This window comes from Acerihabitans sp. TG2, assembly GCF_035013185.1.
GTDB lineage: Bacteria > Pseudomonadota > Gammaproteobacteria > Enterobacterales > Enterobacteriaceae > Acerihabitans.
In genome coordinates, this window is the sequence record NZ_JAYGJO010000003.1 from 113559 (window position 1) to 140558 (window position 27000).

Sequence of the window (27000 nt, forward strand, 5' to 3'; positions counted from 1 at the left end):
CTTAGCGACATAACGCATTGGCCATGCGAATGGATGTGGTTGAGGATGACTCGGTAGGCAGGGTATAGGTGGCTTCACACCGCTGGTCGGTGCCCGGCCCCCAGACTACCTTTACTCGGCCTTGTTCCGGCATGCCGCTCAGGTAGACCTGGCCTTCAGCATCAGCAATGCCGCTGTTGACACTTTCTCCGGCGGGCTGTATTTGGGTCACTTGAGCGCCAAACGGCACCGGCTGACCTTGGTGCGTTATCGTCAGTAGCACCCGGCTGCCGACGCGGGTTTTGAACTCAGCCAGCGCCAGCGCCCCTTGGGTGGGGATCACGGTTTGCGTATTAATGTCAATGTCCACATCATCGCCCAAGGTCGAGGTATCCAGCGCGATGCGGTTGCTGCGATAGGTCGAGGCATAAGGCACCACCGCATAACCCCGCCAATCGGTGTGCACCCCGGTAGTATTTTGTACCCGCACGCCGGTGGCTCCCGGGGCGCGCACCAGTGCCAGGGTATCCCCCAGCGATTGTGCTAGCGTGACCCCATAAGGGTGCGCCACCACGCCGCCCTGCACGCCATAGTTTACCTGCTGGTTATGTTGGCTGTAGTTATACCCTGCGTTGAGCCTGCCGCTGCTCCCCTGGTAAGACGCCGAGGCATTACCGCTGGCGCCGGTACCTTGGTTGCCGTAGCTCTGCTGCACATTGTAGTTAAGGTTATTGTCCGCCAGCGCGGTGCCATTGATGCCCGCTTGCTGATTCATCGCCCCGTGGTTATCACTGGTGACGCTGTAGGTTGCCCAGCTGTTAGGTAGCCATTTACTGAGCGGGATCTGTACGCTGAACGCAAACTGCTGATCAGTAGCATCCGGCCCCGGACTTTGGTTATAGGTGTAGTTCAGGTTATAGTTGATGCCGGCATAACTCAGACTGTAACCGGTGCTGAGGCTGCGTTCATAACCGCTTTTCTGCCAATAGTCCTGTTGATAACCCGCCACATACAGGCTGCCCGCGTTGCCCATTGACTGGCTGATATTCACCTGGAATTTGCTGCGTTTGTTGTAGCGCCGCCGCCAGGAATCGGACGCCTGAATGTCCATGTTGTTGGCATCGCTGAAATCATAAAATCCGCTCGTGGAATAACGATAGCCGGCCAGGGTAAACGAGGTGCCGGAGTCAGTGATCACTTTGGCGTATTGGAAACGATACGATTGGCCATTATGGCGCTCATCGCTGCCGTACAACGTGGTGCTGGCCTGGGTTACATCAAACGAGGCGGAGCCCAGTTCGCCAAATCCGTGGCCCACCCCCAGTAACAAGGACTGATAATTTCCAGCGCCTATCGAACCGCCATAGAGCGAGGTATCTCTGGGTAAACCATAAATCAGACTGCCTTGGAAAAAATTCGGGTGGTGCCCGTCGCGATAAGTTGATCGGTATTGTCCGGCGCTGGCGGCGTATTTCAACTGGCCCTCGCGCTGCATGATGGGCACCGCTGAGAACGGCTGGGTAAAGCTGCGCTCAGTACCGTTAGCTTCCCTTATTGTCACGGTCAGGTTGCCGCTGGCGGCGGTGGGAAACAGATCGGTTATCGCAAAGGGGCCGGGCGCTACATAGGTTTGATAAATAATGGAACCATTCTGACGTACGGTCACCTGGGCATTACTTTGTGCAATGCCGCGCACTACCGGGGCAAAACCGCGCAGGCTATCGGGCAGCATATTGTCATCGGAGGCCAACTGCGCGCCGCGAAACGAGATGCTGTCGAATATCGTCCCCGGCGTATAGGCGTCCCCGGCGGTAAACTGCCCTTTTAACGACTGCACATCGTGCTGGACATAGGTGTTAATGCTGTCCCAGTGGGCACCGTCCTGACTGCTGTTACTGTAAGCGGAATAGTTGCGTAACCGCCAGCCGCCGAGATTGGCTCCGCTGCGCAGGTTGAGATAATGATTGTCGCTGCTGCCTGCTGGGTTATCGTACCAGGTCGTGGATCCGGAATAGGCATAACTCAGCATCAAGGCAGGCAAACCCTGGTCCCATTGCGCCGGATCGACATAGCCGCGCGCCTGGGCATCCAACGCGGCCTGGGGCACACTCAAATCGAGTCGCAACTGCTGAAAGTTCAATTTGCTGCCGGCGTCGGGAATGTACTGGCCCAGCACGGTAATGGGCTGATCGTCCGGCCGATCCCGCAAGGCTGGAAAGGCGGCGCGCTTGACCCCATAGTCGGCCAACTGCCGGGCGGTCAGTTCGGGCTGTAGCCCCGCCGTCGATGCGACAAAAGTGACGTCGCGGGTATCCACCCGGTTGCCATTGAGATAAATATCAACGCGATAGACTCCCGGCAACTGGCCGCCAGCGTCGGCGAACGGGCTGAGATCAATGGATTGCGTTGGTGTCCCCTTGAGTGTCAGCGCGTTGGGATTAAAATAATCCTGTGCCGACAGCGGCGACGCGAAAATCAATGATGAAACGGTCAAGGCCGGCAGAAGGGGCGGTTTGTACCACCGGTTAATCACTAACGGTGACCTATCGGTCGGCTGGGATCGTTGTTTTATCATCTTCGTTCTCTCAACCTGAACCGGGTAAATCACGCGTCCATGGTGATTACAACGGCACACTTGCCGGCGCGGACGTGCCGCCAAAATCATTGATCGCCCGCCAGCTCACATTCCCGCGCGCGCCGGTGGGCAAAGGCCAGCGTAATGTGCCCAGGGGGGCAATCATGCCGGGATGCTTAATCTCCTGGCCCCCCACACGTAAACTGGCAAAGGATATGTAGAACGGACTGGGATTGCGGGCGATGAGCTCCCCTCCCTGGCGGGAAAACGTTAGCGTTTGGTACGCCAGTGTGGCGTTACCGGCCAGATTTTTTGGGCGATAGAACAGCTTGATCCGGGTATTGACGCTGATCAGCAGTTGATTAGTGGCGTTTTTGTCCGTGGCGGGAATGGATTTGATATTCAACCAAAATACGGATTCTCGGTCTTCGGGCAGGTGACCGCCGGCGCGCACAATACGCAGCACATTTTCCTGTTCCGTATCCAATCGGAACAACGGCGGGGTGATAATAAACGGGACCCGTGTTGTGTCCCCCTCCTGCGGATTATCAATCCAGGACTGGATAAGAAAGGGGCGTGAACGGTCCGGATTACTGACCGAAATTGAGGCTTCTTTTTTACCGGCATCATACACCACCCGGGTTGCGCCCACGACCACGCCGGCGTCAGCCACACCGGCCCAGGCCAGTCCGGCCAACGCGCAGAGTGTTTTTAACCACAAATTCATCGCCATCCCTCGCAGGTCCATTTATCTAATAGGTTTGACCGGTGGGCTGTTGTGCTGCCATACCGCCCGGGTGACCGCTGTCGATGCCACTCCAGCAAGCTAAGGGGGCGATCAGTTGTAGATGACGGTAAAATTGGCTGTGGCGGTATAAGCACCCTCCACGATGGTCGCTGCGGTGGAGACCAGTTTGGCCACAAAGTTCAGCGTTGCGCCAGCGATAGGCACATCTCGGGGTGCGGAGTCGACCCCGAGATTGATGGCCGTGCTGCCGTCAGACTCGAACAACGCAATGCCAAAACCACTGGCCACCGAGCCGGAATCCAACGCCAGGAGTGTCGGATTGCCCGCATCGGCACTGCCGGAAAAACGGATGCTAATATTGGTCGGCGCGGTAGGACAATCGTCTATGACGATAGCCACGGGGGTTGGCAGTGCCGTCGCGCCAATACCTGCGGTGAGTCCGACATTACTGATGTTCCCCATACTAATAGTCTGGGTCGTGGAGGCGGTCGCAACAGTACAGGCGGCGGTCAGGATGGTGCCGGTAAAGGTAATAGTGCCGGTATCGGCGGCCGTGGCCTGGCCGCAAGCCATAATGCCGGCGATGGCTAATGCAGGAAGGGTTAATTTAATGGTCATAATAATGCCCCTGGTTCAGTTACATGGTCTGTTGATGGTTCAGTTCACGCGGCTTGATAAATAAAATCGGGTTTCATCGCATCGAATTATCATTACGCAATGGCTGTTATGTTGGTGACGTGCTAAAAACGGTTAAGGGTGAAAAATAACACCACCTGGCTATTTTTTGAGACAATTAAGCATGATGATTGAGTAAATACGCTATTAGGTAACTGACTGTAAATAGATGAAAGTTTATTTTTTTTAAAAAAATATAAAATTTTAGATAAATTATTTTTTTTAGTTTATTATTTCATTCATATGAATATTATCGATGTAATCTGTTGTTTTTTAGTGTTCGAGATAATATGAATAAATATAAGTAATTAATGTTAATGCTCTTTAATGACAAAATAAAGGCGATAACTCAATCTACGATTAACTATGTTGTGATCCTATTTTAGTTTGCCAGCATGAAACCGAATACTTAATCGCATAACATTATCTCGTTAGTACCAATAAATGTGAGCTAACATCAATAAATAACCAGGGTAATGACATTAACCAGCGCAAATAACATTCACTCAGCATCGGGCGCCAGATGGCAATAGGTAATAAAATTTATGTTTGGGCAGAATACGGCGTTTCTCATTGATATAAATTAATTATCAATTCTCGCGGATGTGACCTGTGGCGGGATGTGTTTGCGCGATGAGATGGCGGCGGTGAACGCCACCACCGTCATCTGATGCTGCCCCACGCTCAGAACCAGCGCGCGGCGGCAGTCGTACGCACTGGCTTCAAATATCGCGTTCTTTCAGCGCCCGCTGACGATCATAATATTCATTTTCAGCGGCAATGATTTCATCGAGCAGTGAGTCTACATCGGCTTTTTGTGTATCTTCGGCGAAGTGCCCGGTCAGAATGGTTTCCGGCGTCAGTTTACCTTCTTCATACAATGCCCAGATTTCTTTTGCATAATGGGTTTTCAGCAATTGCGGCGCGAAGCGGCCATAGTATTCGGTCATATTGCCCACATCACGCTCGAACATCGATTCGGCATGATTGTTCGCCGAGGCATCGACGGCCTGGGGCAGGTCGATAATAACTGGCCCGTTGGCATCCATCAGCACGTTAAATTCTGATAAATCCCCATGCACGATACCCACACACAGCATGCGCACAATATTGCGGATCATGGTATCGAAATCGGCCACCGCTTCTGCTTCGCTCAGCGTCACATCGCTCAGACGCGGTGCAACCACGCCGTCGGCGTCGGTGATAAGCTCCATCAACAGCACGCCATCCAGACAAATATACGGTTGAGGTACCCGTACACCGGCATTTGCCAGGCGAAATAGCGCATTGACTTCCGATGTCTGCCACGACTCTTCTTGCTGTTTCCGGCCGAACTTTGAGCCTTTTTGCATCGCACGGGTGTTACGGCTGTTACGGACTTTACGACCTTCCTGATACTGCACAGCCTGCTTGAAGCTGCGTTGGGTCGCTTCTTTGTAAACCTTGGCACAACGGATCTCTTCACCGCATAACACAGTGTAAACGTCGGCTTCTTTGCCACTTTTCAGTCGACGGACCACATCGTCTATCAGGCCGTCATCCACGAGGGGTTGGATTCTATTTGGAATTTTCATGCAGCCTTGTACCTTATTTCAGCGCATGAAGGAATGGCCTGCGCAATATTTTTGCGGGACAGGAATTATCTTGTAGCACTGAGTAGTCGCATTATCGGTTATCTTGCGTATGCCCGGGGTGAAACCATTATGCCACAATATTCATGGAAGCTGGGCGTTATGCGTGGTTTATTCGGTGATAATCAAGACAGTTACTCTATTCACTGGGTCGAATTGTCACCGCGATGCAGTGCAGATAGACAGTAAGATACCGCCAATCCAGTGTCAACAACGGCCTAAATGTCTTTGGGTGCACACACTCATGTTTAGGCGATATCGTCAGGTTTTCACTGACAAGAACATGTCCTGACGCCACACCTCCGGGATGCGCGCAAAGGCCATATTCACCCGCGTGATCCGAGCCTAGGGTGAGAGTGTGTGGAACGGGTTGTGTGATGTCATGATCTTGGCGAGCAGCGTATGCCCCTAATGGATGAACATGGCGTTGATACATCAGTTCCTTTTGTTGGTACCGCCCGTCCTGCATAACCGGGGTATCATTCATATAATGGAATCTATTGATGAGAGTTTTTCATTTATATAGGCGCATTTGCTATTTTTAAATGAAATTAATTGAATTGGATGTAAAAAAAATTTAAAAAACTTGTTAATTTTTTTAAAAGTAGATAAATTGTTAACGTAATGTTTTATTTAACACCTATGTGGATATTATTTTTTACATTGATTGAAAAAGACTACTCATATTCATTAATTTTCCTTAAGTCAGTGCGGGGAATATAACATTTTTTATTTTACTTAAGTCTGTAAAGGACATTTCGACGTCATTGATTTTCAGCAATCTATGTGGGGTATGCAACGTCATTGATTTTTAGCAATCTATGTGGGGTATGCAACATCATTGATTTTCAGCAATCTATGTGGGGTATGCAACGTCATTGATTTTCAACAGTCTATGTGGGTAATGCAACGTCATTGATTTTCAGAAGTCTATGCGGGCAATGCAACATCATTTATTTGCCATAAGTTAATATGGAGAATATAACGTCATTCATTTGCCTTAAGTTAAGGTAGGTAATTGAATGGCATTCATTCTCATTACATTAACCTGGGGGATAAATAGATGACAAACAAACTATATTGGTGATTTTTTAAATAGGCAGGGGAAATAATGAAAAGCTGGACTGTTAAAAATAAAATAATCTTTATTCTGGCAAGTATTATTGTTTTTTGTATGTTGCTGACGAGTTTTTTACTCAATAATCAAAGATTAAGTGATTATAAAATAAAAGAATTATACGATACGGATTACCATGCGGCCTCCGATTTGGCGGTGATCGATGGATTACTCACTCGTTCAGATATTAATATATACCGGATGATGTCTACAAAAGATCCGGTTGCAGTTCAGGGTTGGAAAAAAGAAAATGAAGAAAATTTTACCCGAGTTAGCCAATTAATTGCCAAATTCAAAAATCACAGTTATGGTTATGGCGAAGCCTTAACCAATATAAATGACCTTGATCAATCCTACTTGTCGATGCATGACGCAATGCTGGCCACGGTGACTGCAATTGAGTCAGACAATGTAAAACAGGCTGCTGAGATCATTCAAACTCAAGCCAAACCTTCCGCTGAGCGGGTTTTTTCTCAATTGGAGACCATAAAGAACCGGTTAAATGACCTCGCTAAAAAAAGCGTAGATAGTGAATTATCTTCCAGTAAGTTGTCTTTATTAACCTCAGTCGTTATCGCGCTGTTTGTGATGATATATGCTTTGATCACTGGTGTTTATTTGACGCGAGGCATTCTTCGTCAGTTGGGTGGAGAACCTACGGTTGCTGCGGATGCCGTAAACGCTATGGCGGGTGGAGAGCTCAATAGAATTATTCATCTAAATCCCAATGACTCTACTAGCCTATTGGCTCAGTTAAAGAACATGCAGTCTGCGCTTTCATCGTTGGTCAAAAATGTACGCAGTAATGCTGAAAATGTGGCTACGGCAAGTGCTGAAATATCGTTAGGGACGGATGACCTCAGCCAGCGTACTGAAGAGCAGGCCAGCGCGCTGCAACAGACATCCGCAACGATGGAAGAGTTGACATCAACGGTCACCAATAACGCTGAAAATGCACAGCAGGCTAATACCCTGGCCCACAGTACCTTAAATCTTGCCGAGGAAGGGGGAAAATTGGTTGAGGATGTCATTCTTTGCATGCAGGGGATCAGTGGCAGTTCCAAAAGAATAGCAGAGATTATATCTGTCATTGATGGTATTGCATTCCAGACCAATATACTGGCGTTAAACGCAGCGGTAGAAGCCGCGCGCGCCGGCGAGCAGGGTAGGGGGTTTGCCGTCGTGGCTACCGAAGTCAGGAGTCTTGCCCAGCGAAGTGCTGGTGCCGCCAAAGAAATACATAAATTGATCACGACAAGTGTCAGTCAGGTGACCGATGGTGCGGGGCTGGTAGATAAAACGGGCGATATGATGACCAATATTGTCAATGCCATTAAGCAGGTTTCACAGATCGTAAATGAAATTAGTGCCGCGAGTGTGGAGCAACGCAATGGCATTGCCGAAGTGGGTAAGGCCATCAGTCAAATGGATCAGGTCACTCAACAGAACGCCGCGCTGGTTGAAGAAAGTGCTGCCGCATCGGAAAGCTTAAAGGAACAGGCAAGTAGCCTGGTTAAAACGGTCGACGTGTTTATCCTGGCATAAACGGGGCTGTTCTTGAAACGATCGCTGCGTGCTGTGCTTAACGAGGGTCATTCAGGGAGGATAAGATGGTGCAGCACGCGTTTTTACACCGATTTTTTTTCGTGCTCATCAGTGGGCAGTGCCATGTCTGAACCATGGTCGCCTATTGGTTAGTCGAGGTCGTATTATCGACGTTTATCACTGATTCAACGAATGGGGGTGACGCCAGTGTAATTGCGCAGGTAAATAACGCTGGTTCCGTTCCGGTTGCTGTTCGTTGATCAAAGCAATCATCATCTCAAAACAATGAATCGCCAGTTCGTGGCAATCTTGTGCGACGGTGTCGATTTTTACTGATAGCGAATCATACAGATAATGATCATCGAAGCTACATAGATGGATGTCGCTTTCCAGTAGCTTGTGCTGACTCATATAGCGCAAAACTCCTTCCATGAGGCCACAAGACGCGACGTAAAGCGCTTTTGGCGGGCGGCCCAGGCTGGCGCATAAATTGGCAAACATCTCATAACCGGAACTCGGATGATAATTTCCGTACATGACCCATTCTGGGTTTAGGCTCACCCCGGCGCGTTCCAGACCAAGCTTGTAGCCGCTCAGTCGATCGCGAGTCGGCGAAATTCTCGGCTGACCGCCGATAAAGTAAAATTCATCTTGCTGATACCTGGCCACTCGTTCTACCAATGTGGCTGAGGATTCAATTGCTTCACTCGCCACCAGCGGCAACGTAGTGTCCTGCATATGGCGGTCAAACAGCACCACGGGTAATTGCCGGCTGATTTTTAGATATTCCATGTCATTAAGCAAACTGGACGCGACGATCAGGCCATCCACCCGCCGCTGGATCAGGTTGTTAACCACCATGGCCTCCTGGCTGGTATTTTCATCAGTACAGGCGATGAGTAATTGCATACCGTTTTCGCGGCACAAGGTTTCCAGTTCATTGGAGCACGCGGCAAAACCGTAGTTGGTCATTTCGGGCACCACCAGCCCCAGCGTATAGCTGCGCGACATATTGAGAGAACGGGCGTGAATGCTCGGTTGATAATGCTGTTCAGCGGCAACGACGAGGACGCGATCCCGAGTGGCATCGGAGATGCGAAACGCTTTGCTGTGCCCGTTAAGCACTTGGCTCGCGGTGGATTTGGATACGCCGGCCAATTCTGCAATACCGTTGATTGTGACGCGTTTACTTTTTTTCACTGCGTCATATTCTGTTATCGGGATCGTCATTTATTCTATCACGCAATCCGCCAACAACCAGCGACGCAGTGAAATGTGCTGATGTCCGCTAAAAATCAACTGTGCCGGTAGGGCAGGAAAATAACGTGAAGACATCACCGCTTCGCCCCGGTTGATGAAAATCTCCACGCTAGAGCTGTCGCATAGCAGCGTCAGGTGGCATAACTGGCCGTGCCAGAAGCGCTGCTCGGGCTCGCCACTGCGTCGATTGCGCCGCGTAAGCGTTAGCCACTCGCCGTCCCAGTGCAGCGACAGCGCACCGCCAAAATCGGCGTTGAACGGGCTATTTGTCTCAATCTCAATTTCAGCGCGGGTCATATCCCACACTGGCGCATCCTGCACATGACCTTGCCAGGCCTGCTCTGCCGTGCGCAGTTGTTGCAACTCGCGGGTCGGATGTTGGTGAAGTTTTCCAGCATGGAGCGTCAGCTCACGCACACAGGTCATGGTATGGATCCATCCATGAGCCAATGTTGGCTGATAAAACTCGTCGCCATCAGGAATACCCATCCAGCCGATCAGCAAACGACGACCATCCTCACTGAGGGTGGTTTGTGGCGCATAAAATTCAAACCCCAAATCCAGTTCGTGGAAATCGCCATGTGGGAAATGGCCTTGAACATAATCTAACTGCCCGACAAAATAACCTGACTGAAAAGTATTACGGTAATGGTGAGGTTGCGTCGGGAGTCCTTGCGGACAGCAAAGCAGTATCTCGCTGTTTCCCAGTCGAAACATATCTGGGCATTCCCACATATACCCGAAGCTGTTCAACCCGTTCAGTCCCGATCCGGCGGTAGCGCCAAGAGACTGCCATGTCAGCAAATCCGCAGAGTGCAGCTTGGTCGCGTTGGCAACGACCCTTTCGGTGATTTCTTGCGTCATACGCTTAATGATGAGGCGGTGAATATTGAGCATATGCATCAAGATCCCGATCAGCGAACCTCCACCGTAGTGGTTGAAAATGACCAGAACGGTGAGCGGTCTTTCACTTTTATGGTTCGCCCAAGCGCCGATTTGTTCCTGCAACCTGCTGATATTCCAGTGTTTGAAACAGGACAGTTCTTGCATCTTTGTTCGATTGCTCTTTCTGCTGAACCCTGTCGTTCTGCGGCCTTTTTGGCGATGGAGCAGATGAAAACGGCAGGCGGTTATGTCTGTTTTGATCCCAATATCCGTCACGATCTCTGGTCGAATGAAAACCAACTGCGCGACAGTGTGCACCAAGCGCTGTTGCTCGCAGACATCGTCAAAACCTCTGAGCATGAGCTGGAATATCTCACCGGAGAACCCCAAATATCGCAAGGTATTATTCGCCTGTGCCAGCGCTATGATCCTAAAGTACTCTTGGTGACTCAGGGCAAAGACGGCGTATCGGTTTATCACAAACAGAGTGCGTTATTGCAGCAGTACGCCGCACCGAAAGTCACTGCAGTCGATACCACGGGTGCGGGAGATGCGTTTATGGCGGGATTATTGGCGGGACTGTCACAGGGGTGGCCAGAAACATCGACGCCAACGTGGTCGGCGGTTATTCGTCAAGCGCTGGCTTGCGGTGCGTTGGCGACCACCGCCAAGGGGGCGATGACCGCCTTGCCGTATGCCGCAACATTAGCCGATTTTGCTACCCACGCTTGGTGAAGGCCTGAGTAGGCAACGGCCTCAGTCCGGGTGATCTCCACGTGAATGTCCAACGTCGTTACCACAGTAGCGGATATGGGCCGGTTATTCTGGCGTCATCCCGGTGGTGTTAACATCAAACCAGCCCAGGTTATCGAATAACATCGGCAAGCGTCGCGGGGATCAAAGATAACGTCATTTTCCCGTTTCTCCTTTGAGGCGATGGGAGCCTCTGCGGCGGGTACAGAGAAAAACCAACGGCACCGCAATGGCATAAATGACCACCACCGACAGCCAGATGGCGCCGGGCCACGCCTGCTGGAAAACGAAGTAGAGAGTCGAGAAAAACAGCGGCCCGACGATGGATGCCAGGCTTACAACTGATGCCAGCACTCCCTGAAACCGGCCTTGGTGGGTGGGGCCCACCTGCCGGGTAGCCAGGGTCTGAAGTGCTGGGGTGCCGATGCCCCCGAGCGCAAAGATAGGCATGATGGCAAACACCAGCCAGCCTTGATGGGTGAACGCGATGACGATAAGCGCGACGCAGGTACAGGCAATGCCGACAAGAATGGCCCAACGTTCGCCAAGTAATTTGGTCGCCGGACCGGGCAAAAATGCCTGTACCAGCGTTAAGCACACGCCGAAGGTGCCGAGCGACAGGCCGATCCATAGGCCATTCCAGCGGAAGGTGTCGAAACCCCACAGGGCCCAACAGGTACCATAGGCCTCACCGGTGGCACATAGGATAAAAAACACCGAGATAATAGGTAGCAGCCTTTTCATCGAAAAAATCCAACGCAGCGGCCGCAGTGGGTTGAGTTCGCCCAGCGTGATCTTTTGGCGGTTCGGCGTACGGGACTCGGGCAGGATGAATAACGCCAACAAGAAATTGCAGGCGTTCAGCACCGCGGCGGCGATGAAAGGCAGTCGCAGCCAGTAATCGCCGAGCAGCCCGCCTAAAACCGGGCCGATAATGAAACCGATGCCAAACATGGCGTTTAATAGGCCAAAGCGGCGGGCGCGCTGATTCAAGGGCGAAATGTCGGTGATATAGGCCATTGCCACAGAGACATTGGCGCTCGTCAAACCCGCAATGGCACGGCCGACAAGCAACATCCAAAGCTGCGGCGCGACCGCCAGGAGCACATAGTTGATGGCCGTACCCGCTAGGGAAATAAGCAGTACCGGTCGCCGGCCAAGGTTGTCGCTCAATGCGCCGAGCACGGGGGCAAAGATAAACTGCATGGCCGCATAGAGCGCGGTCATGATGCCAATATAGGGCGCGATATTCTGAGTCTGTATCACCTGCTCAAGAAGCCGCGGGAGAATCGGAAAAATAAGCCCAATGCCGGCGGCGTCAAGGCAGATTGTGGCGAAGATCACGACAAGGGATTTGTTCATCCTGGGGTTCCATATTCGCTGAGCCGCATTGCCTTCATCGTTTTCATCATCCTGCCCTTTGCTTTTCGCCCGCGTTACGCCGGGCTATCAGTGGATACGACCCCGACTTCGTGCGCGTGGCGACCCGTGCCTATCTGAAGTTCCTCACCAATATCAACACCTTTTAAAAATAAATTACACAAAAATCGCATGAAATTTTGATCAAGCTGCGTGTTGACTATTAAACATTTACGGCGTAGGTATTTTATGCAAGCAAATAAAGACCCAAAAAATTAAATATCTAAAATGAGTCTCTTTATGGTGTTGGTTTTTTTAGTTAAATATATAAAAATCAAAAAAATATATTAACAACTGATTTATATGCCGATTTATCGAAGGAAATTCACAACCATGAAAATCATGATTAAGAAATTAATCTTGATATCACATTTCCCCTCTGTGGCGACTATACTTAAATCAGTAGAGTAAATAAAAGTAGCACGCAATCCAATACTGATTTTTACATGGGTGTTGAAGGTTTTATTTTATAAAACGATTTATTACAGTTGGTTAGTTGATCATATAAAGATGGTTTCCTTATTGGCCTTGACACATTTTACTCAAAATAGTCACCCTATGTTGGGTGGGCGTGTTCTCACCGAAAGTCAGAACAAAGGAAATAACAGAATGGACGCCAAAGAAATACGTGAAAATATCCATGATCATAATTTTTCATATTTAATGTTGGCACAAAACCTGATTTATCAGGACAAACCCTTGGCAATGTTCCGTCTGGGTATAGATGGTGCGATGGCAGATACGCTGAGAAACTTGGCGCCATCGCAGATGACCAAACTGTCGGATGCCAGCCAACTATTATGTCAGTTTCGCTTTGATGAACATCAGACCGTAAAGTTATTAACTCAGGATTCCCGCGTTGATGAACTACAGCAACTGCATACGGGGATTTTACTGTCGAGTTCGTTTTCGCGCCCCCCCGACGTAAGTCGAATGGGAAAGTAACGATAGTTGGACCGTTCTCCATGCCATGTAGGCATGGTTATGGCGAGCAACGGACAAAAGGGGGTTATTGACGAAAACGCACCGCCTCGATAAAAAAAAAACGCCGTGGTGTGCTGTTTGCGACTGGGATAATAAAGATAATAGCCGGGAAAGGGCGGGCACCAGTCTTCCAGAACACGCATGAGTTGCCCACTTGCCAATTCGCCCTTGACGGCATCTTCAGGCACAAATGCCAGGCCAAACCCTGCGGCGGCGGCATCAATTCTTTGTCGTAAGGAATTAAAGGTCAATTGACCATCGACACGGGCCTTCAGTTCATGATGACCTTTTGCAAATTCCCAGGCATAAATTCCCCCTAGGGTGGGTAAACGCATATTAATGCATTGGTGATGCTGTAATGCTTGTGGGGTATCAGGTATGCCTTTGCTTGTAAAATAAGCGTTGGCACCCACCACCGCCATACGCATCACGGGACCAATTTGCACCGCAACCATATCTTTGGCCACGTGTTCCCCAAGACGAATACCGGCATCATATCGCCCGCTGACGATATCCGTCAGCGTGTTATCGACGGTAATTTCTACATTAATATCAGGATAGTTTGCCAAGAAGATTTTCAGAACGGGCCAAAGAATCGCATCAACTGCATGTTCTCCAGTGGTTATTCTGATATTACCTGCCGGGGTATCGCGCATTTCACTCAAGGTGTTAAGTTCTTCTTCAATTTCAGCAAAACGGGGTTCGAGTGAATTTAATAGACGCTCGCCAACTTCGGTAGGGGCCACACTGCGCGTAGTGCGGGTTAACAACCTGAGTTCCAGACGTTCCTCTAAACTCCGAATAGAGTGGCTTAACGCTGATTGTGATATGCCGAGTTTTGCCGCCGCTTTTGTGAAGCTGCGCTCTTTTGCCACCACCAAGAAAGAGATTAAATCATTGACGTTTTCTCTTAACATTTTGTCACCAGGGTTTTGCTACAAATTTGAAATTACTCTCATTTTATACAGATATCCTTATGGGTGTGAGGTTTATTCATTTTAGTTTTTATCCTTTTCCCAAATATCTTACCTTAAGTAATATCACTCATGGGCTACGGTGTATGACGTGGCCCATGCGGTAAATTGATAAACTCATTAATGAATTGCATTCATAATATTATTTTTATTGCCTCACTAATGTTACTCAATAATTCATAATATAATGTGAAAAAATTTCTTACTGTTATTTTTTTTGACCAACTTGATAGCGTAAAAATAGAGTCTCGATTATAATGCGTTTATTCCGAGGGTGCGGAGATCGTGAATAGATAAATTAACTCAGGTGACATGCAACGTTAGATAATCGCCAAATGGGTTTTTGACCCGATAACCCTACCGATTCTGTCATGTTGGAAAACGGTGCGACGGCAGTAACGTACCCGCATCCGGGGTAAACTGATGTCCATCATAATGATGCCAGTGGGGGGTGTTTGGTGCATCGTTATTTATTCGGTGTGCCGTAAAACCTCGGCCTTCGGGCGGGGAGGATGTCAGCGACAGAGTAAGTTGCATATGCCATAAACGAAGTGTATAAATAGCATATGCCATTTAGAGGTACTCATGCCAAGACCAAAAATTCCAAGAAATATCTGCGGCCGCCCCGCTGACAGCTGCTTCAAACCCAACGGGCTGCCCATGCATCAACTTGAACAGGTCCATCTTGGCCGTGACGAATTTGAAGCGTTGCGACTGGTTGATCTCTTAGGTATGCAACAGCAAGCGGCGGCTGTGGAGATGGGTATCTCTAGGCAAACCCTGGCGAATGTTCTGAAAGCAGCCCGTTTTAAAGTTGTGGACTGCCTGACTCAGGGCAAGGCGCTGATGATGTCCAATGAACCGATGGAGTGACAATGATGATAACGGCTATTGCGATGAATGAAGATCGTGTTGCGGGGCACTTTTCCAAGGCACAAAGCATTGCATTTATCAATGAACGGGGCAAAGAGTTAAGTCGCTTTGCCAACCCTGCATTAAATACCAACTGTGCAGGTAAACAGCATCTTATTGATTTATTATCGAAAAATAATGCTCAACGTGTCGTAGTGCGTAATATTGGCACCCAAATGTTAACCCGGTTGTTAGCCCGGCAATGGGCTGTTTTTCAAGTCAGCGGTGGGTTCCCTGATATGGCAACGTTGGCATCGTCAAATTCCAACGGGTTACTTCCTTTGACCGACCTGAGTCAAGCCCGGCCTTCACCCAAGCATGACGCAAAAAAGTTAAGTGGCTGCAATTGTCAACATGATGGCGACGCGTTGGGCACGATGGTGGCGTCGGGCAGGTGTTGCCAGCAAGATGCGGTTCATACACCTGATCATAGGGGACATGGACAGTGTCACTGCGCAGCAGAACAGCAGGATAACAGCGGTCATGGTCATGGACGCGGTAATGGAAAATGCTGCCATAGCTGATCGAGTAATACATGGATAGTGATAATACGAGTAAACAAAAAAATCTTGATTGTATGGTGTGTGGTGAACATTATCATGGGTTTGAAACGCTGTCATTGTCCTTCATTGATAAAATGGATGGCACGGTAACCACTTCATTTCTGGTAGCATCGCAATATCAAGGTTATCAGGGGATTATGCAGGGTGGTTTGGTTAGCACTTTGCTTGATGAAACCATGACGCAGTGTTTATTTTCCCAAGGGATTAAAGCATTAACGGCGGAACTCAGGGTGCGTTTTATTATGCCGGTGAGAGTGGGTATGCAGATTTCACTTGAAGCAAGATTATTGTCATGTAAACGAAGCATTTACCACGTCGAGGCCTTTGTGACACATAATAAGATAGTGTTATCCAGGGCAACGGCAAAATTCATTGAGCCAAAAAATGTGTTTACCTAATCAGAATATCGTTACTTTCTAGCAGAGCAGTCAACGACTGCTCTTTCGTAAACACATTTTCATTTATCCATATTACTTTACCAATTAGTCAATATCAAAGAATATCTTTCCAATGAGTGATGCCTTTTTCCCAGATATAGCTGTATTTTACCACCAGATTTTTTGCTGTAAGAGCGTGTTGGCCGGTGATCGTGAAAAAATCATCAGATTTCACATCCATAAGACCTTCGGCGATACTCGCCTCATTTGTCACCATATCATTACCGCACCATGGGACTGGCGATAGAGAAAAGTCCTGGTCAGTGTCTCGAGGAATATGAATGGAATCCAAATATTCAAAGAATTCTTCTTTTCCCACTGGGCAATATTCTATAGGAATACCTGAAACATGACTAACCAGTTGGCATAAATCCCTTTGCGATATCGATTCACTGCCAGTAATATTATATGCTCGTTTATCCTCACCTTTTCCTAGCAGTAACAACGCACCCACCAGGGCGCTGTCATCTTTGGCAATATAGGTTGCTTTTCCTTCTCCTGCAGTCGTATACCACTTATTGCCTGATAGCAACGACAGCATCACCGATGTTGTCAGATAGTTTTCCATATAAAGATTATTTCGCATAACATTATAGTTAATACCGCTCTTGCGTAAGTAAATTTCCGTCTCAGTATGGTCGGGAGTCACATAAACATGGGCGTAAGCGGGGTCCGTTGCACCAAGAAAAGAGGTATAGGTAATATGATCAATGCCTGCTTTTATCGCCGCATTTATGACGTTTTTATGTTGTCTGACACGTTTTTCGCCAATCAACACACCAGAAACCATAAACAAGCGCTGCCCGCCGGTAAACGCCACCACTAACTGTTCCGGATTATCATAATCGGCTGCCCGCAGAGTGATACCCAATTGCGACCATCGTTCGCGGATCTTGGCCGGAATGCGTTCAGGTAAAGGGCAAGTAAAAATCAAATTCGCGTGGGTGATGCCCTGAGTCATGAAATGGGTAATGACATTTTCAGCAACACGGCCGCCTAGTTTCCCATCAACGCCAGTGATCACATATTTCATTTTTTTCTCCTGATAAAAACAGTAAATTATTAGTTGAAACGTTACCGATAAAAAAGGTGGGTACGGGGTCCACCTATGCTCAAACAATAAAATATTGTCGTGGGTGTGATACGGGTTTGAACCCGGTGTCACAGGCGGATCCGACCTTTACAGCCGTTGCCCAGCATGGGCGGATTCTGTGTCGGGTGCGGCCTGATAAACGCACCAGCGATGGTATTGGACAGCGAGCCTTCAACGTCGAGGTCTATCGTGTCGGCTTCGACACGACTGGGTTGGTCAAGACCAGTGAATTCAGGCGTGTTTGGACATTGCAGGCTCATATATTCTCCGTTGTTATGGTGTTTAAGAATAGGATAGGCTTGTCGGGTTTCGCCAATAACTGAACGTATTCGTTCACCTTATACGTATTCTGGATCAAAGGTCAATATATCTGTACTATATCGTTCATGAAAAAATGAGGATGATCAAAGAATAATGCGAAGAAAAACTGAAACTCGCCGTTTGCAATTTGTCATGGCCGCTGGGGAATTATTTTTACATCATGGTTTTGCTGCGGTCACGATGGAATCGATAGCGGAAAAAGCGGCCAGTTCAAAAGTGACGCTGTACAACTATTTTTCTTCCAAGGACGCATTATTTGAGGCGTACGTCGTTGAGGTGGGAAAAGGGTTGGTGGAACGGTTGTTGGATGCCCCGGCGAACAGTCACACATTGACTGATACCCTGCATCGTTTGGGTATCTCCTATTTGGAGTTGGTGACCACACCGGAAATTGTCGCGCTTAATCGCCTGATTATTGGCGAGGCCGGTCGTTTTCCTGAGCTCGCTCGCTTGTTTTATGAAATGGGCCCCAAAAAAACCCTATCCCATATCAGTGAAGTCATGAGCGGGCTAATGGAGGAAAAACTGATATGTCAAGGCGATGTGCGAACGTTATCTGTGCATTTCAAGGCGTTGTGCGAAGCCGGTATTGTAGAGAGGATTCTGTGGGGGATAGACCCCGTGCCGACAGAGGCGTCAGGACTGGCGGCATCGGTAGCCTCGGCCACCCAGGCATTCATCCGGCTTTATGCCAATCTGTGAAGGCGGAAAAATTCAGTGGAGTGAACCACGCTACGTAGCCGTGTTTCTGTTCGGATCAGGATCCCTGTAGCCTGTGCCACCCGGGTTGAACAGCGCTCCGGGGCGGTTTTTTTTAGCCGCGTCATATACGGCTTTTTGGTTGGACAACAAGGTCATATCCCGTCCTTGATGATGTTGTTCTGGCGTCACATATTCAAGATATCGGATCCTTCAGAGGAATCCTGCATTTAACGTTTCTCTCTGGCGCGCTCTATTTTTTCAAACAGCAGCATGCCCGCGAGCATTGCGCCAACAAACACAATACCTTTAGTCACTCCAGCACCGAGCAACACCAACCCTGGGCCAGGGCAGATGCCGGCCAACCCCCAACCCAGACCAAACAGGACCGCGCCACCCACCAAACGTTTATCAATGTGTCTTTTGGTCGGTAAGTTCATTTTGCCGCCGAAGACCGACAGCGCACGCGACTTCACCGAACGAAAAGCGAAGAAACCGACACAAATAGCCCCCCCCATCACAAACGCCAGTGAAGGATCCCACACCCGGGTGATATCCAAAAAGCCGATCACCTTGGCTGGGTTTGCCATGCTACTGACCAATAACCCAATGCCAAACACGATGCCAGCCAACAGCGAAAAAAACAGATTCATGTGTGCTCCTTTGAGCGCATTACAGTGTGAACAGACTTGGCTAAATCAGTAAGCCCATCAGCCAGACGGTGACAAAACCCACGCCCATAAACGTCAAGGTCGCCACCAGAGAACGGGGTGATAAACGTGATAAACCACATACCCCGTGGCCGCTGGTACAACCCGAACCATAACGGGTACCAATCCCGACCAGTAACCCGGCCATGATCACCACCGGCCAGGAGGCAGAGATGTCAATGGCAGGAAGCGGTCGAAAGAGGCGATAAAGCACAGGAGAAACGATAAGGCCGATCAGAAAGGCCAGACGCCAGCCACGGTCTGAAGTACCAGGTGAGAGCAGTCCGCCCAATATGCCGCTAATGCCGGCGATACGCCCGCAGAAAAGGATTAATATCCAGGCTGCACAACCAATCAGTACGCCGCCGAAGAAACTGGGCCATGGGGTGAACTGCGTTACATCAATTGTCATAACTCGTACCTTCTGCTTCATCTTTAGGACAGTAAAGTTGATACAGGGTTTTAAGTAATATCAACACCTTCGGATCATCAATGCGGTAAAATATCTGTTTGCCCTCACGGCGAGTCGCCACCAACTGCAGGCGTCGCATCACGCCCAATTGCTGGGACAATGTGGGCTGAACAATGCCTAACTCGCGCTCCATTTGCCCAACCGAATCCTCCCCCTGACTCAGGTGACACAGCAACAGCAGACGGTCGTTATTGGCCAACGCGCGTAACATCGCCACTGCGGTACTTGCCGCGTCGCGCATTCTTTTCTGGTCGATAAGGTTGTTATCCATTGGCTCCCCTTGACATCCACAATGGTCTGCGGTAACACTTAATATTATTATATAATATGATATTGTATAATTAATGCAAGCGTAGCGCACCAGAAGACCAAACTAAGAAGGCATCAGCATGAATAAAATCAAGATAGTGATTATTGGCGGAGTGGCCGGTGGGGCGTCGGCAGCAGTAAGAGCCCGACGTTTATCTGAATCGGCAGAGATTATCCTATTGGAGCGCGGAGCCTATGTTTCTTTCGCTAACTGTGGCCTGCCTTATCACATCGGTGGGGAGATCACCGACCGTCAGCAACTTCTGTTAAAAACCCCGCAGGATTTTATTGACCGTTTTAACATTGATGTGCGTATAAAGCATCAAGTGTTAGACATCGATGCAGACCATAAAGTGGTGCAGGTCAAGAATCAGCATACCGGTGAAATCTACCGTGAGAGCTATGACCAACTTTTGATAAGTACTGGCGGAAATCCCATTCGCCCACCCATGCCGGGTTTTGATCTCCCAGGCGTATTTACACTGCGTACCCTGCCTGATATGGATACTATTCTGGCGCATATGCAACAGCATCCATTAACCCATGCCACCGTGGTGGGCGGCGGATTTATCGGCCTGGAAATGGTGGAAGCGCTGGTTAATCGCGGCATTAACGTCACGTTGTTGGAGTTGGGTGCACAAGTGATGGCCCCGGTTGATGCGGAGATGGTCGAGATATTACATCAGCTGATTCGGCAAAAGGGCGTCGACTTACGTTTACAATCCGGTTTGGCGGCAATCACATCGGCCGATGATACTCATGCCCTACAGCTCCGGTTAAATAATGGCGAGACGTTGGCCACCGATATGGTGTTATTGGCTATCGGCGTTAAGCCTGACGTCCAATTGGCCAAAGGTGCCCAATTGGCACTCGGACCCCATGGCGGGATCCGGGTTGATGAATTTATGCGCACGTCCGATGCCAGCATCTATGCGGTTGGTGATGTGGTAGAAACCGCGGAATGGGTAACCGGTAATACGATGTTAGTCCCACTGGCGGGACCCGCCAATCGGCAAGGACGTATCGCGGCAGCCAATATGGTAAACGGGCACGGATATCGTTGTTATCAGCGCAGTCAGGCAACGGCCATCTGCAAGGTCTTTGATTTTGCCATAGCCAGTGTAGGATTGAATGAAAAAACCTTGCAACGGTTGCAGATGGAATATGAAAAGGTGTATGTCCATGCGCCTAACCATGCCAGCTACTATCCAGGTGGCTCACCCATCTCGCTAAAGTTATTATTTTCCCCGGTTAGCGGCGATATTCTGGGTGCTCAGGCGGTGGGCAAAGCGGGTATTGATAAATGTATTGATGTGCTCGCAGTGGCACAGCGCGCCAACCTGAAAGTTCAGGAACTGGAAGATCTTGAACTGTGTTATGCCCCGCCGTTCAATAGTGCCCGCGATGTGGTTAATCAAATTGGCATGCTCGCGAGCAATGTGATTAATGGCGATACCAAAATCTGCCATGTGGCCGATATTGTAAATATTGATCCGCGGCGGCAATGCATGTTGGATGTCCGTACATCGAACGAGTTGAAAACACTAGGCATGTTTCCTGCGGCATTACATATTCCGGTGGATGAGTTACGTGCTCGTCTTAATGAATTACCGAAAGATAAAGAAATACTCATTGCTTGCCAGTCTGGTTTACGTGGGCATGTTGCTTACCGATTACTGATGCAACACGGTTTTCAGGCGAGAAATCTTTCGGGTGGCTATAAAACCTATAGGTTGTCGGTTGCTGAATTGTAACTTTCCCGCAAGATGCTTTTGACTACAATCATCGAACTCATAGAGGTTAATCGGGTATAATATATTTCACCCGAGCAAATCTTATCAAAAAATATGAGGGTTCATGAAGATATTTACCATTTTTTGGGCATATCTCGCACAGACGCAGTCCAGGTTTCTACGCGTCTTGCATTTGGCCATCGCGTTGTTTGTTATTATCCAGATTTTGAATAGTAACGGAATACAGGGTGATGCAGTGGCACAAGTGAATGAAGTTGGAATGCGTCTTAATTTCACCTGGATGCATATTGTTATTGGTATCATGCTTTTTTTACTTTCACTGGTGCTTACTGCCTATTGTTTATTCACCCGCGGGGTTAAATACTTTTATCCTTATTTATGGGGGGATTTCAGCCAGATAAAGCGGGACCTGAAACAGATATTGCGCTTGAATTTCCCGGAGGCCTCACCCAAAGGGCTGGCAGCCTGTGTGCAAGGCCTTGGTTTGGGTGCGTTGTTGCTGGTGGTCTTATCCGGCCTGTCCTGGTTTCTTCTTTCCCGTATGAACGTTTCTTGGGCGGCAAATGTGCTAGGTTTACATAAAACCTTAACCGCACTGATTGAAGTATACATTTTTGCCCATGGCGGCATGGGCATACTGCACGTTATCCTGAGCCACTATATGAAAAAAGGGGTGCTTCGCTAAGTTAACCTCCCCAGCATCAGCAATGCGGGGAGGCACCTGTGCTATTGCTTGTGCAGAAAATCACCGAAGACAAAGTTGCCCTGGCTATCGCGTGAGAAACTGGCCGGCACCTTGAGTGACGTAAACACCTTCAGGTTGAAGGCTTGGCCCTTACTGTTGACCGAGCGACCCTGGTGAATAAAAAAGTTGCTGTCATCAATGCGACCGACCACCGCATCGTCATAGGTTCCCGGCTTGGTACGCAATGAGATGTTATTTTTGAAGATCCCCTGCTGTTCTGGGCCTGAATAAGGGCTAGGACGGAAGATAAAGTTAAAACGATGGTTGTCGAGCGCGATATTGTTCTCTACCACCAATGCTCCCGGGTTAAAGTTATCGGTAAAGCCATCGAGCACATTACCGACCGCCAGACTGTTGCGGATCTGGTGCGCCACCGGCTGCCCCTCGCCACCCATTTTAAAGCCGTTGCTGGTGTTGTTCATGGCGATAGAGTTCTCAATTACCACCACGCCGTTGGCACCATCTTCAATCTTGTTGAACAGATCGTAGCCATCATCGATGTTATCGTGGGAGAAGCAGCCGCGCAGAACATTGCCTTCGCCCACGCGCATCTTCACGGCAAAACCATCGGCGTTGATCTTACCCGGATCCTGGTTGCCGTAGGACTCGGCGTTGAGGATCAGGTTATGGCTGGCCCACAGCGGACGGCCAATGTCCGCCGGTGAGGTGACCTGAATGCCGGTATCATCGGCATGGTAGGCCACCACCCGCTCAATCAGGTTGTGGCTGCCAAAGATCAAGAAACTCTTCTCGGTAACCTCGATACCCAAGACGTGCCAATAACTGGCGTTTAATTGCAGGCCATGGAACACGACCTTGCCTTTAGCGACCAGATTTTTAACCGCCTTGGCACTGCCGCTGGCGCTGGCGGGAACGGCGGTTGCGGGGTAGTCGCCGTCGGCAAGCCAGAGAGTGCCACCCGGTGACAGCGCGGCGATGGCGCTGGTCACATCAATAGGTGAACCCTGGGTTCCTTTATTGTCTGCTTTACCTTGCGGTGCGGCATACAGGGTGTTGGTATCGGCATAGGCAACTTTCGTCACGTTAAACACCGCTTCTTTGGCACTCTGGTCCGGTCCTTCGCTGGGGGTAAACACCAGTTTGAACTCGCTGCCTGCCGCCGGTACACGGGTTGCGTGGCTAAACATCTTACCCGCCAGCACCGGGGCATCGGCCACTTGTATTTTGCCATCCTGAGACAGGGTGATATGGCCGGCATAGTTGGCTCTGGCCTGAACGCGGTACTGCTCGGTGCCGGTTTTCTGTGACGAGGCAATTTCCAGCATCGGCTCATAAGCCTTGGCCTGAAATGCGGGGGAGGGTGTGGTGTGTGCTGGGCTGAGGTTCAGGCTGGCGTTGCTGATGGTGATCTTGGCGTTGCGTGAAGCGAAGAAACCAACGTAGATATTATCCTTATCGAGCTGGGTCACCAGATCCGCGCCCTTCACGGTTTTTGATACCCATTCATTGCTGCCTAACGCGGCATAAGAGGTAATAAAACCGTCATCGGTGCGCTCCAGCTTCATCTGGAAACTGGGGGTCTGGGTGATATCGATATTTTCCTGAAAACTGCTCTTGCTGATGCTGGCACCGGCATTGCCCCAAGGGTGGATGATGCCCGCACGGCTGATGGCTTGTAGCTTCACCTTATCATGGGACTTCTTGTCTTGGGTCATGATGGCGTTCATGACCATATTGGAGGCCGCCGGAAACTCTTCATAGCCCGGTTTCAGCGGTTCTTGGCGCGGTACGCCGATGATATCGCGTACCAACAGTCCAGCCCCTTCCTGCGCGGCAGGCTTGCCGCCATTCTCGGGTCCAAACTGCTCGACGGTGACTTCCGACTGGAGGGTAAAGTTGACGTTGGCCGGGAGTTTGGTATAGAAAAATGTCAGGCCGTCATGGGTGTTGGCGATCTTGCCCCCGCGACTTTCGATAGTAATAGGGGCGCTAAGGTCAGCACTGGCGCCGGGTAATAACTTCTTGCCGTTGATGGTCACGTCGTTGACGCCGATCTTCTCTGGCAGGACATTAGACGAGAAGTTGACGTCGGTGGACTGACCGAAGGCGATACTGTGCCAATGTAGGGTGCTGGCATTGGGAACGGCGGCGGTGGCGAAGGCACCGGGCATCACCAGTGCGTTAGCCAGCAGTGCCGTCACCAAACGAGAGGATGTTCGTTTCATAATCTTCCTTTTTTTTTCTGTTTAATAACAGATTATTGCAGAAAATGAAACGGCGTTTCTTTTATATCGATCACAAAGTTAATATATTAAAATAATGGTTTATTTTTATTGGAATTATTTTTTATTTTTAAAGATTAATCCGATCAACCATGAAGCACCGCATCCTTTTACCATTACCTCAGCAGACCCACAGGTATTGCGCTTTGCGATTAAACCGCTGGGGACGTTTACACGCCGGTTCGGCCATGTATTACAACCCGGCCAAGCCGTTGAGGTAGACGGGCCTTATGGACAGTTCAATTTTCACTCGCCACGACCTCATCAGGTATGGGTGGCCGGCGGCATAGGTATTGCTCCTTTTATGGCCCGGCTGGAAAAACTGGCTGCAGACGGCGGTAAATCACAGAATGTGGATTTATGGTATTGCACGCGCACCCTCGGTCAAAACCAGTACCCGCCACAGTTGGAAACCCTGTGCGAACAAACCGGGGTGAGGCTGCACCGTCTTATTGATGAACACGGGCAGCAGCTTTCACCAACCCATGTCTTGCATGGTGTTCAGGATATTTCCCGCATCAGTGTCTGGTTCTGCGGCCCCGCTGGATTTGCCAGCGTGTTACGCAGTGAATTCACCCAACTGGGCCTAGATGATCGCGATTTTCATGTAGAGCGTTTTACTCTGCGTTGAAGCCACTGTCCCTGTGGCGTTTTCAGTCCGGCATCAGGGTGATGTGTTCCTGATGCCAACGTTTTATTCCACGCCAGCCTTCATATAACCCATCGCATGGCGGGTCGCCCGGTCATGTCGCGCAATAAAACGATAACACCCACCCGCCAGGAAAGCGCCAATGAACCAGCTGAAATTCGCCACCTGATGCAGCTCAGGGGTAAAGCTGATAATCAGGCCAATCACCACGGCAGGAACCAGCGCGGCGATAGCTTTCGGGTTGAACCCGTTACGGTACCAGTAACGGCCGGAGGAGGTGGCGTTAAACAAGGCATCCACATCCATATGGCCACGTTTAATCAGATAATAGTCCGTCAGCAGGATGCCGAATAACGGCCCGATAAATGCCCCTAGCACGTCCAGGGTGTAATGGATCAATTCCGGTGACTGGAACAGGTTCCACGGCGTCAGCAATACCGACCCGACCGCGGCAATCATGCCGCCAGTGCGAAAGCTGATTTTTTGCGGTGAGCAGTTGGAGAAATCGAATGCCGGTGACACAAAATTGGCCACAATATTGATGCCGATAGTGGCGATGATCATGGTCAGCAGACCTAAGGTCACGGCGACGCTGTTGCCCACACGACTGACGGTTTCGATCGGATCGGTGATCATCTGGCCGAACAGAGATTGGGTACCGGAAACAATCACCACGGTCACAATGGAGAACAGGAGAAAGTTAAACGGCAGGCCCCAGCGATTGCCTCGGCGAATTTCACCCATACTTTTGCCGTAACGGGAGAAGTCGCCAAAGTTCAGCAGCGGGCCGGAGAAGTAAGAAACGACCAGTGCGGTGGCGGTCAGCATTTCCCAACTCTGCTGACCGACGGTCAAAGTTTTGCTCGACAGTGTGAACGAAATATTGCTCAGGCCGGTTTTATACAAGATCCAGCCCGCCAGCAGCAGCATAACCAGATAAACCGCCGGGCCTGCCACGTCGATGAACCGCTTGATCGCGCCCATACCGTGCCAAAATACTATCGCCTGCAATACCCACATGATGCCAAAACAGATCCAGCCCAGTGCCGACAACCCCAGCAAATGTGGCACGGTCAGTGGCGTCAGTGACGGAACAAATTTCAGCACGACCAACATTAAGGCATTCGCCGCCAGATAGGTCTGGATCCCGTACCAGGCGAACGCGATCAACCCGCGGATCACCGCCGGAATGTTGGCGCCGAACACGCCAAACGCCTGACGGCAAATGACCGCGTAAGGCACGCCGGCTTGCTGACTCGGTTTGGCGACCAGATTGGCACAAATTTGCACGATACAAATCCCGCATAGCAGACACAGCAGCACCTGCCAACTGCTCAGACCGAGCGTGAAGAAACTGGCCGCGACCACGTAACCGCCCATGCTGTGCACATCTGACATCCAGAAAGAAAAGATGTTGTACCAGCTCCAGTTTTGATCGCGTGTCGGCGCTAAATCATCATTACATAGCCGCGGGCTGTAATACGGTTTGATGATCCCTGCGCGCTGTTCAGATGACCCCGTGGCGGAGGTGATTTCCTGATTTGGCAT

Annotated in this window: 23 protein-coding genes and 2 pseudogenes; 10 read left to right on the plus strand and 15 right to left on the minus strand. The window is 49.8% G+C overall.

Translation table 11 applies throughout. The features are described from left to right. Position 1: 1 nt before the first annotated feature. The 4 genes from SJI19_RS03760 to SJI19_RS03775 all read right to left on the minus strand — a co-directional run bounded on the left by SJI19_RS03760 (position 2) and on the right by SJI19_RS03775 (position 5551). The gene (locus SJI19_RS03760; RefSeq protein ID WP_323476936.1) at positions 2 to 2554 is read right to left on the minus strand and encodes a fimbria/pilus outer membrane usher protein; all 2553 of its coding nucleotides are present in this window, start codon (positions 2552 to 2554) and stop codon (positions 2 to 4) included. Positions 2555 to 2600: 46 nt separating this feature from the next. Further along, a complete protein-coding gene (locus SJI19_RS03765; protein WP_416347498.1) occupies positions 2601 to 3275 on the minus strand; it encodes a molecular chaperone in 675 nt (224 codons plus the stop codon). Positions 3276 to 3392: 117 nt separating this feature from the next. After that, entirely contained in the window at positions 3393 to 3920 is a 528-nt protein-coding gene (locus SJI19_RS03770) for a fimbrial protein (protein WP_323476938.1), read from the minus strand. A gap of 779 nt (positions 3921 to 4699) precedes the next feature. After that, complete coding sequence (locus SJI19_RS03775) at positions 4700 to 5551, minus strand: PA4780 family RIO1-like protein kinase (protein WP_323476939.1); 852 nt, start codon at positions 5549 to 5551, stop codon at positions 4700 to 4702. A gap of 1168 nt (positions 5552 to 6719) precedes the next feature. On the opposite strand from SJI19_RS03775, the gene SJI19_RS03780 reads away from it, so the two are divergent. Continuing rightward, complete coding sequence (locus tag SJI19_RS03780; RefSeq protein ID WP_323476940.1) at positions 6720 to 8270, plus strand: methyl-accepting chemotaxis protein; 1551 nt, start codon at positions 6720 to 6722, stop codon at positions 8268 to 8270. 177 nt (positions 8271 to 8447) lie between these two features. Here SJI19_RS03780 and SJI19_RS03785 read toward each other — a convergent pair whose 3' ends face one another. Together SJI19_RS03785 and SJI19_RS03790 are read right to left on the minus strand one after the other, a co-directional pair. Further along, positions 8448 to 9470, minus strand: coding sequence for a substrate-binding domain-containing protein (locus SJI19_RS03785; RefSeq protein WP_323476941.1), 1023 nt, complete (start codon positions 9468 to 9470; stop codon positions 8448 to 8450). A 30-nt stretch (positions 9471 to 9500) separates the two neighbouring features. Then, entirely contained in the window at positions 9501 to 10394 is an 894-nt protein-coding gene (locus tag SJI19_RS03790) for a GH32 C-terminal domain-containing protein (RefSeq protein WP_323476942.1), read from the minus strand. Here SJI19_RS03790 and SJI19_RS03795 point away from each other — a divergent pair. Next, a complete protein-coding gene (locus SJI19_RS03795) occupies positions 10386 to 11150 on the plus strand; it encodes an aminoimidazole riboside kinase (RefSeq protein WP_323476943.1) in 765 nt (254 codons plus the stop codon). The genes SJI19_RS03790 and SJI19_RS03795 overlap by 9 nt on opposite strands. A gap of 174 nt (positions 11151 to 11324) precedes the next feature. Here the strand turns inward: SJI19_RS03795 and SJI19_RS03800 are convergent. Continuing rightward, positions 11325 to 12551, minus strand: a pseudogene (locus SJI19_RS03800) (TCR/Tet family MFS transporter); the annotation flags it as partial. 645 nt (positions 12552 to 13196) lie between these two features. Here SJI19_RS03800 and flhD point away from each other — a divergent pair. Then, positions 13197 to 13532 carry a flagellar transcriptional regulator FlhD gene (gene flhD, locus SJI19_RS03805; protein ID WP_323476944.1) on the plus strand — a complete coding sequence of 112 codons (336 nt, stop codon included), beginning with the start codon at positions 13197 to 13199 and terminating at the stop codon, positions 13530 to 13532. A gap of 64 nt (positions 13533 to 13596) precedes the next feature. Here flhD and SJI19_RS03810 read toward each other — a convergent pair. Continuing rightward, positions 13597 to 14488 (minus strand): annotated as a pseudogene (locus tag SJI19_RS03810) (LysR family transcriptional regulator). A 642-nt stretch (positions 14489 to 15130) separates the two neighbouring features. On the opposite strand from SJI19_RS03810, the gene SJI19_RS03815 reads away from it, so the two are divergent. The 3 genes from SJI19_RS03815 to SJI19_RS03825 are packed head-to-tail and all read left to right on the plus strand — an operon-like array spanning position 15131 to position 16418. Beyond that, positions 15131 to 15418 (plus strand): DUF134 domain-containing protein, encoded by a 288-nt coding sequence (locus SJI19_RS03815; protein WP_323476945.1) that lies wholly within the window; start codon positions 15131 to 15133, stop codon positions 15416 to 15418. 2 nt (positions 15419 to 15420) lie between these two features. Then, positions 15421 to 15981 carry a NifB/NifX family molybdenum-iron cluster-binding protein gene (locus SJI19_RS03820; RefSeq protein WP_323476946.1) on the plus strand — a complete coding sequence of 187 codons (561 nt, stop codon included), beginning with the start codon at positions 15421 to 15423 and terminating at the stop codon, positions 15979 to 15981. Positions 15982 to 15992: 11 nt separating this feature from the next. Beyond that, the gene (locus SJI19_RS03825; protein ID WP_323476947.1) at positions 15993 to 16418 is read left to right on the plus strand and encodes a PaaI family thioesterase; all 426 of its coding nucleotides are present in this window, start codon (positions 15993 to 15995) and stop codon (positions 16416 to 16418) included. 94 nt (positions 16419 to 16512) lie between these two features. Here the strand turns inward: SJI19_RS03825 and SJI19_RS03830 are convergent, their stop codons facing one another. Both SJI19_RS03830 and SJI19_RS03835 read right to left on the minus strand, forming a co-directional pair. After that, the gene (locus SJI19_RS03830) at positions 16513 to 17490 is read right to left on the minus strand and encodes an NmrA family NAD(P)-binding protein (RefSeq protein WP_323476948.1); all 978 of its coding nucleotides are present in this window, start codon (positions 17488 to 17490) and stop codon (positions 16513 to 16515) included. A gap of 128 nt (positions 17491 to 17618) precedes the next feature. Then, positions 17619 to 17810, minus strand: coding sequence for a hypothetical protein (locus SJI19_RS03835; protein ID WP_323476949.1), 192 nt, complete (start codon positions 17808 to 17810; stop codon positions 17619 to 17621). Positions 17811 to 17964: 154 nt separating this feature from the next. On the opposite strand from SJI19_RS03835, the gene SJI19_RS03840 reads away from it, so the two are divergent. Further along, positions 17965 to 18573 carry a TetR/AcrR family transcriptional regulator gene (locus SJI19_RS03840; RefSeq protein ID WP_323476950.1) on the plus strand — a complete coding sequence of 203 codons (609 nt, stop codon included), beginning with the start codon at positions 17965 to 17967 and terminating at the stop codon, positions 18571 to 18573. A 227-nt stretch (positions 18574 to 18800) separates the two neighbouring features. Here SJI19_RS03840 and SJI19_RS03845 read toward each other — a convergent pair whose 3' ends face one another. From SJI19_RS03845 to SJI19_RS03855, 3 genes are read right to left on the minus strand one after another with little or no spacing between them, the layout of a single operon-like run. Then, a complete protein-coding gene (locus tag SJI19_RS03845) occupies positions 18801 to 19223 on the minus strand; it encodes a DUF6691 family protein (protein ID WP_323476951.1) in 423 nt (140 codons plus the stop codon). A 40-nt stretch (positions 19224 to 19263) separates the two neighbouring features. Continuing rightward, complete coding sequence (locus SJI19_RS03850; protein ID WP_323476952.1) at positions 19264 to 19692, minus strand: YeeE/YedE family protein; 429 nt, start codon at positions 19690 to 19692, stop codon at positions 19264 to 19266. Continuing rightward, complete coding sequence (locus tag SJI19_RS03855) at positions 19682 to 20023, minus strand: metalloregulator ArsR/SmtB family transcription factor (RefSeq protein WP_323476953.1); 342 nt, start codon at positions 20021 to 20023, stop codon at positions 19682 to 19684. The genes SJI19_RS03850 and SJI19_RS03855 overlap by 11 nt, the downstream gene beginning before the upstream one ends. A 118-nt stretch (positions 20024 to 20141) precedes the next feature. On the opposite strand from SJI19_RS03855, the gene SJI19_RS03860 reads away from it, so the two are divergent. Both SJI19_RS03860 and SJI19_RS03865 read left to right on the plus strand, forming a co-directional pair. Continuing rightward, positions 20142 to 21815, plus strand: a complete 1674-nt coding sequence (locus tag SJI19_RS03860; protein ID WP_323476954.1) for an FAD-dependent oxidoreductase — start codon at positions 20142 to 20144, stop codon at positions 21813 to 21815. 103 nt (positions 21816 to 21918) lie between these two features. Further along, the gene (locus SJI19_RS03865; protein ID WP_323476955.1) at positions 21919 to 22500 is read left to right on the plus strand and encodes a cytochrome b/b6 domain-containing protein; all 582 of its coding nucleotides are present in this window, start codon (positions 21919 to 21921) and stop codon (positions 22498 to 22500) included. Between the two features lie 41 nt (positions 22501 to 22541). On the opposite strand, the gene SJI19_RS03870 is transcribed toward SJI19_RS03865, so the two are convergent. Then, positions 22542 to 24746 (minus strand): right-handed parallel beta-helix repeat-containing protein, encoded by a 2205-nt coding sequence (locus SJI19_RS03870; RefSeq protein WP_416347494.1) that lies wholly within the window; start codon positions 24744 to 24746, stop codon positions 22542 to 22544. 94 nt (positions 24747 to 24840) lie between these two features. Between SJI19_RS03870 and SJI19_RS03875 the strand changes: the two genes are divergently transcribed. Next, on the plus strand, positions 24841 to 25434 hold the full coding sequence (locus SJI19_RS03875) for a hypothetical protein (RefSeq protein WP_323476956.1): 594 nt from the start codon (positions 24841 to 24843) through the stop codon (positions 25432 to 25434). A 63-nt stretch (positions 25435 to 25497) separates the two neighbouring features. Here the strand turns inward: SJI19_RS03875 and SJI19_RS03880 are convergent, their stop codons facing one another. Next, positions 25498 to 27000, minus strand: coding sequence for an NCS1 family nucleobase:cation symporter-1 (locus SJI19_RS03880; protein ID WP_323476957.1), 1503 nt, complete (start codon positions 26998 to 27000; stop codon positions 25498 to 25500).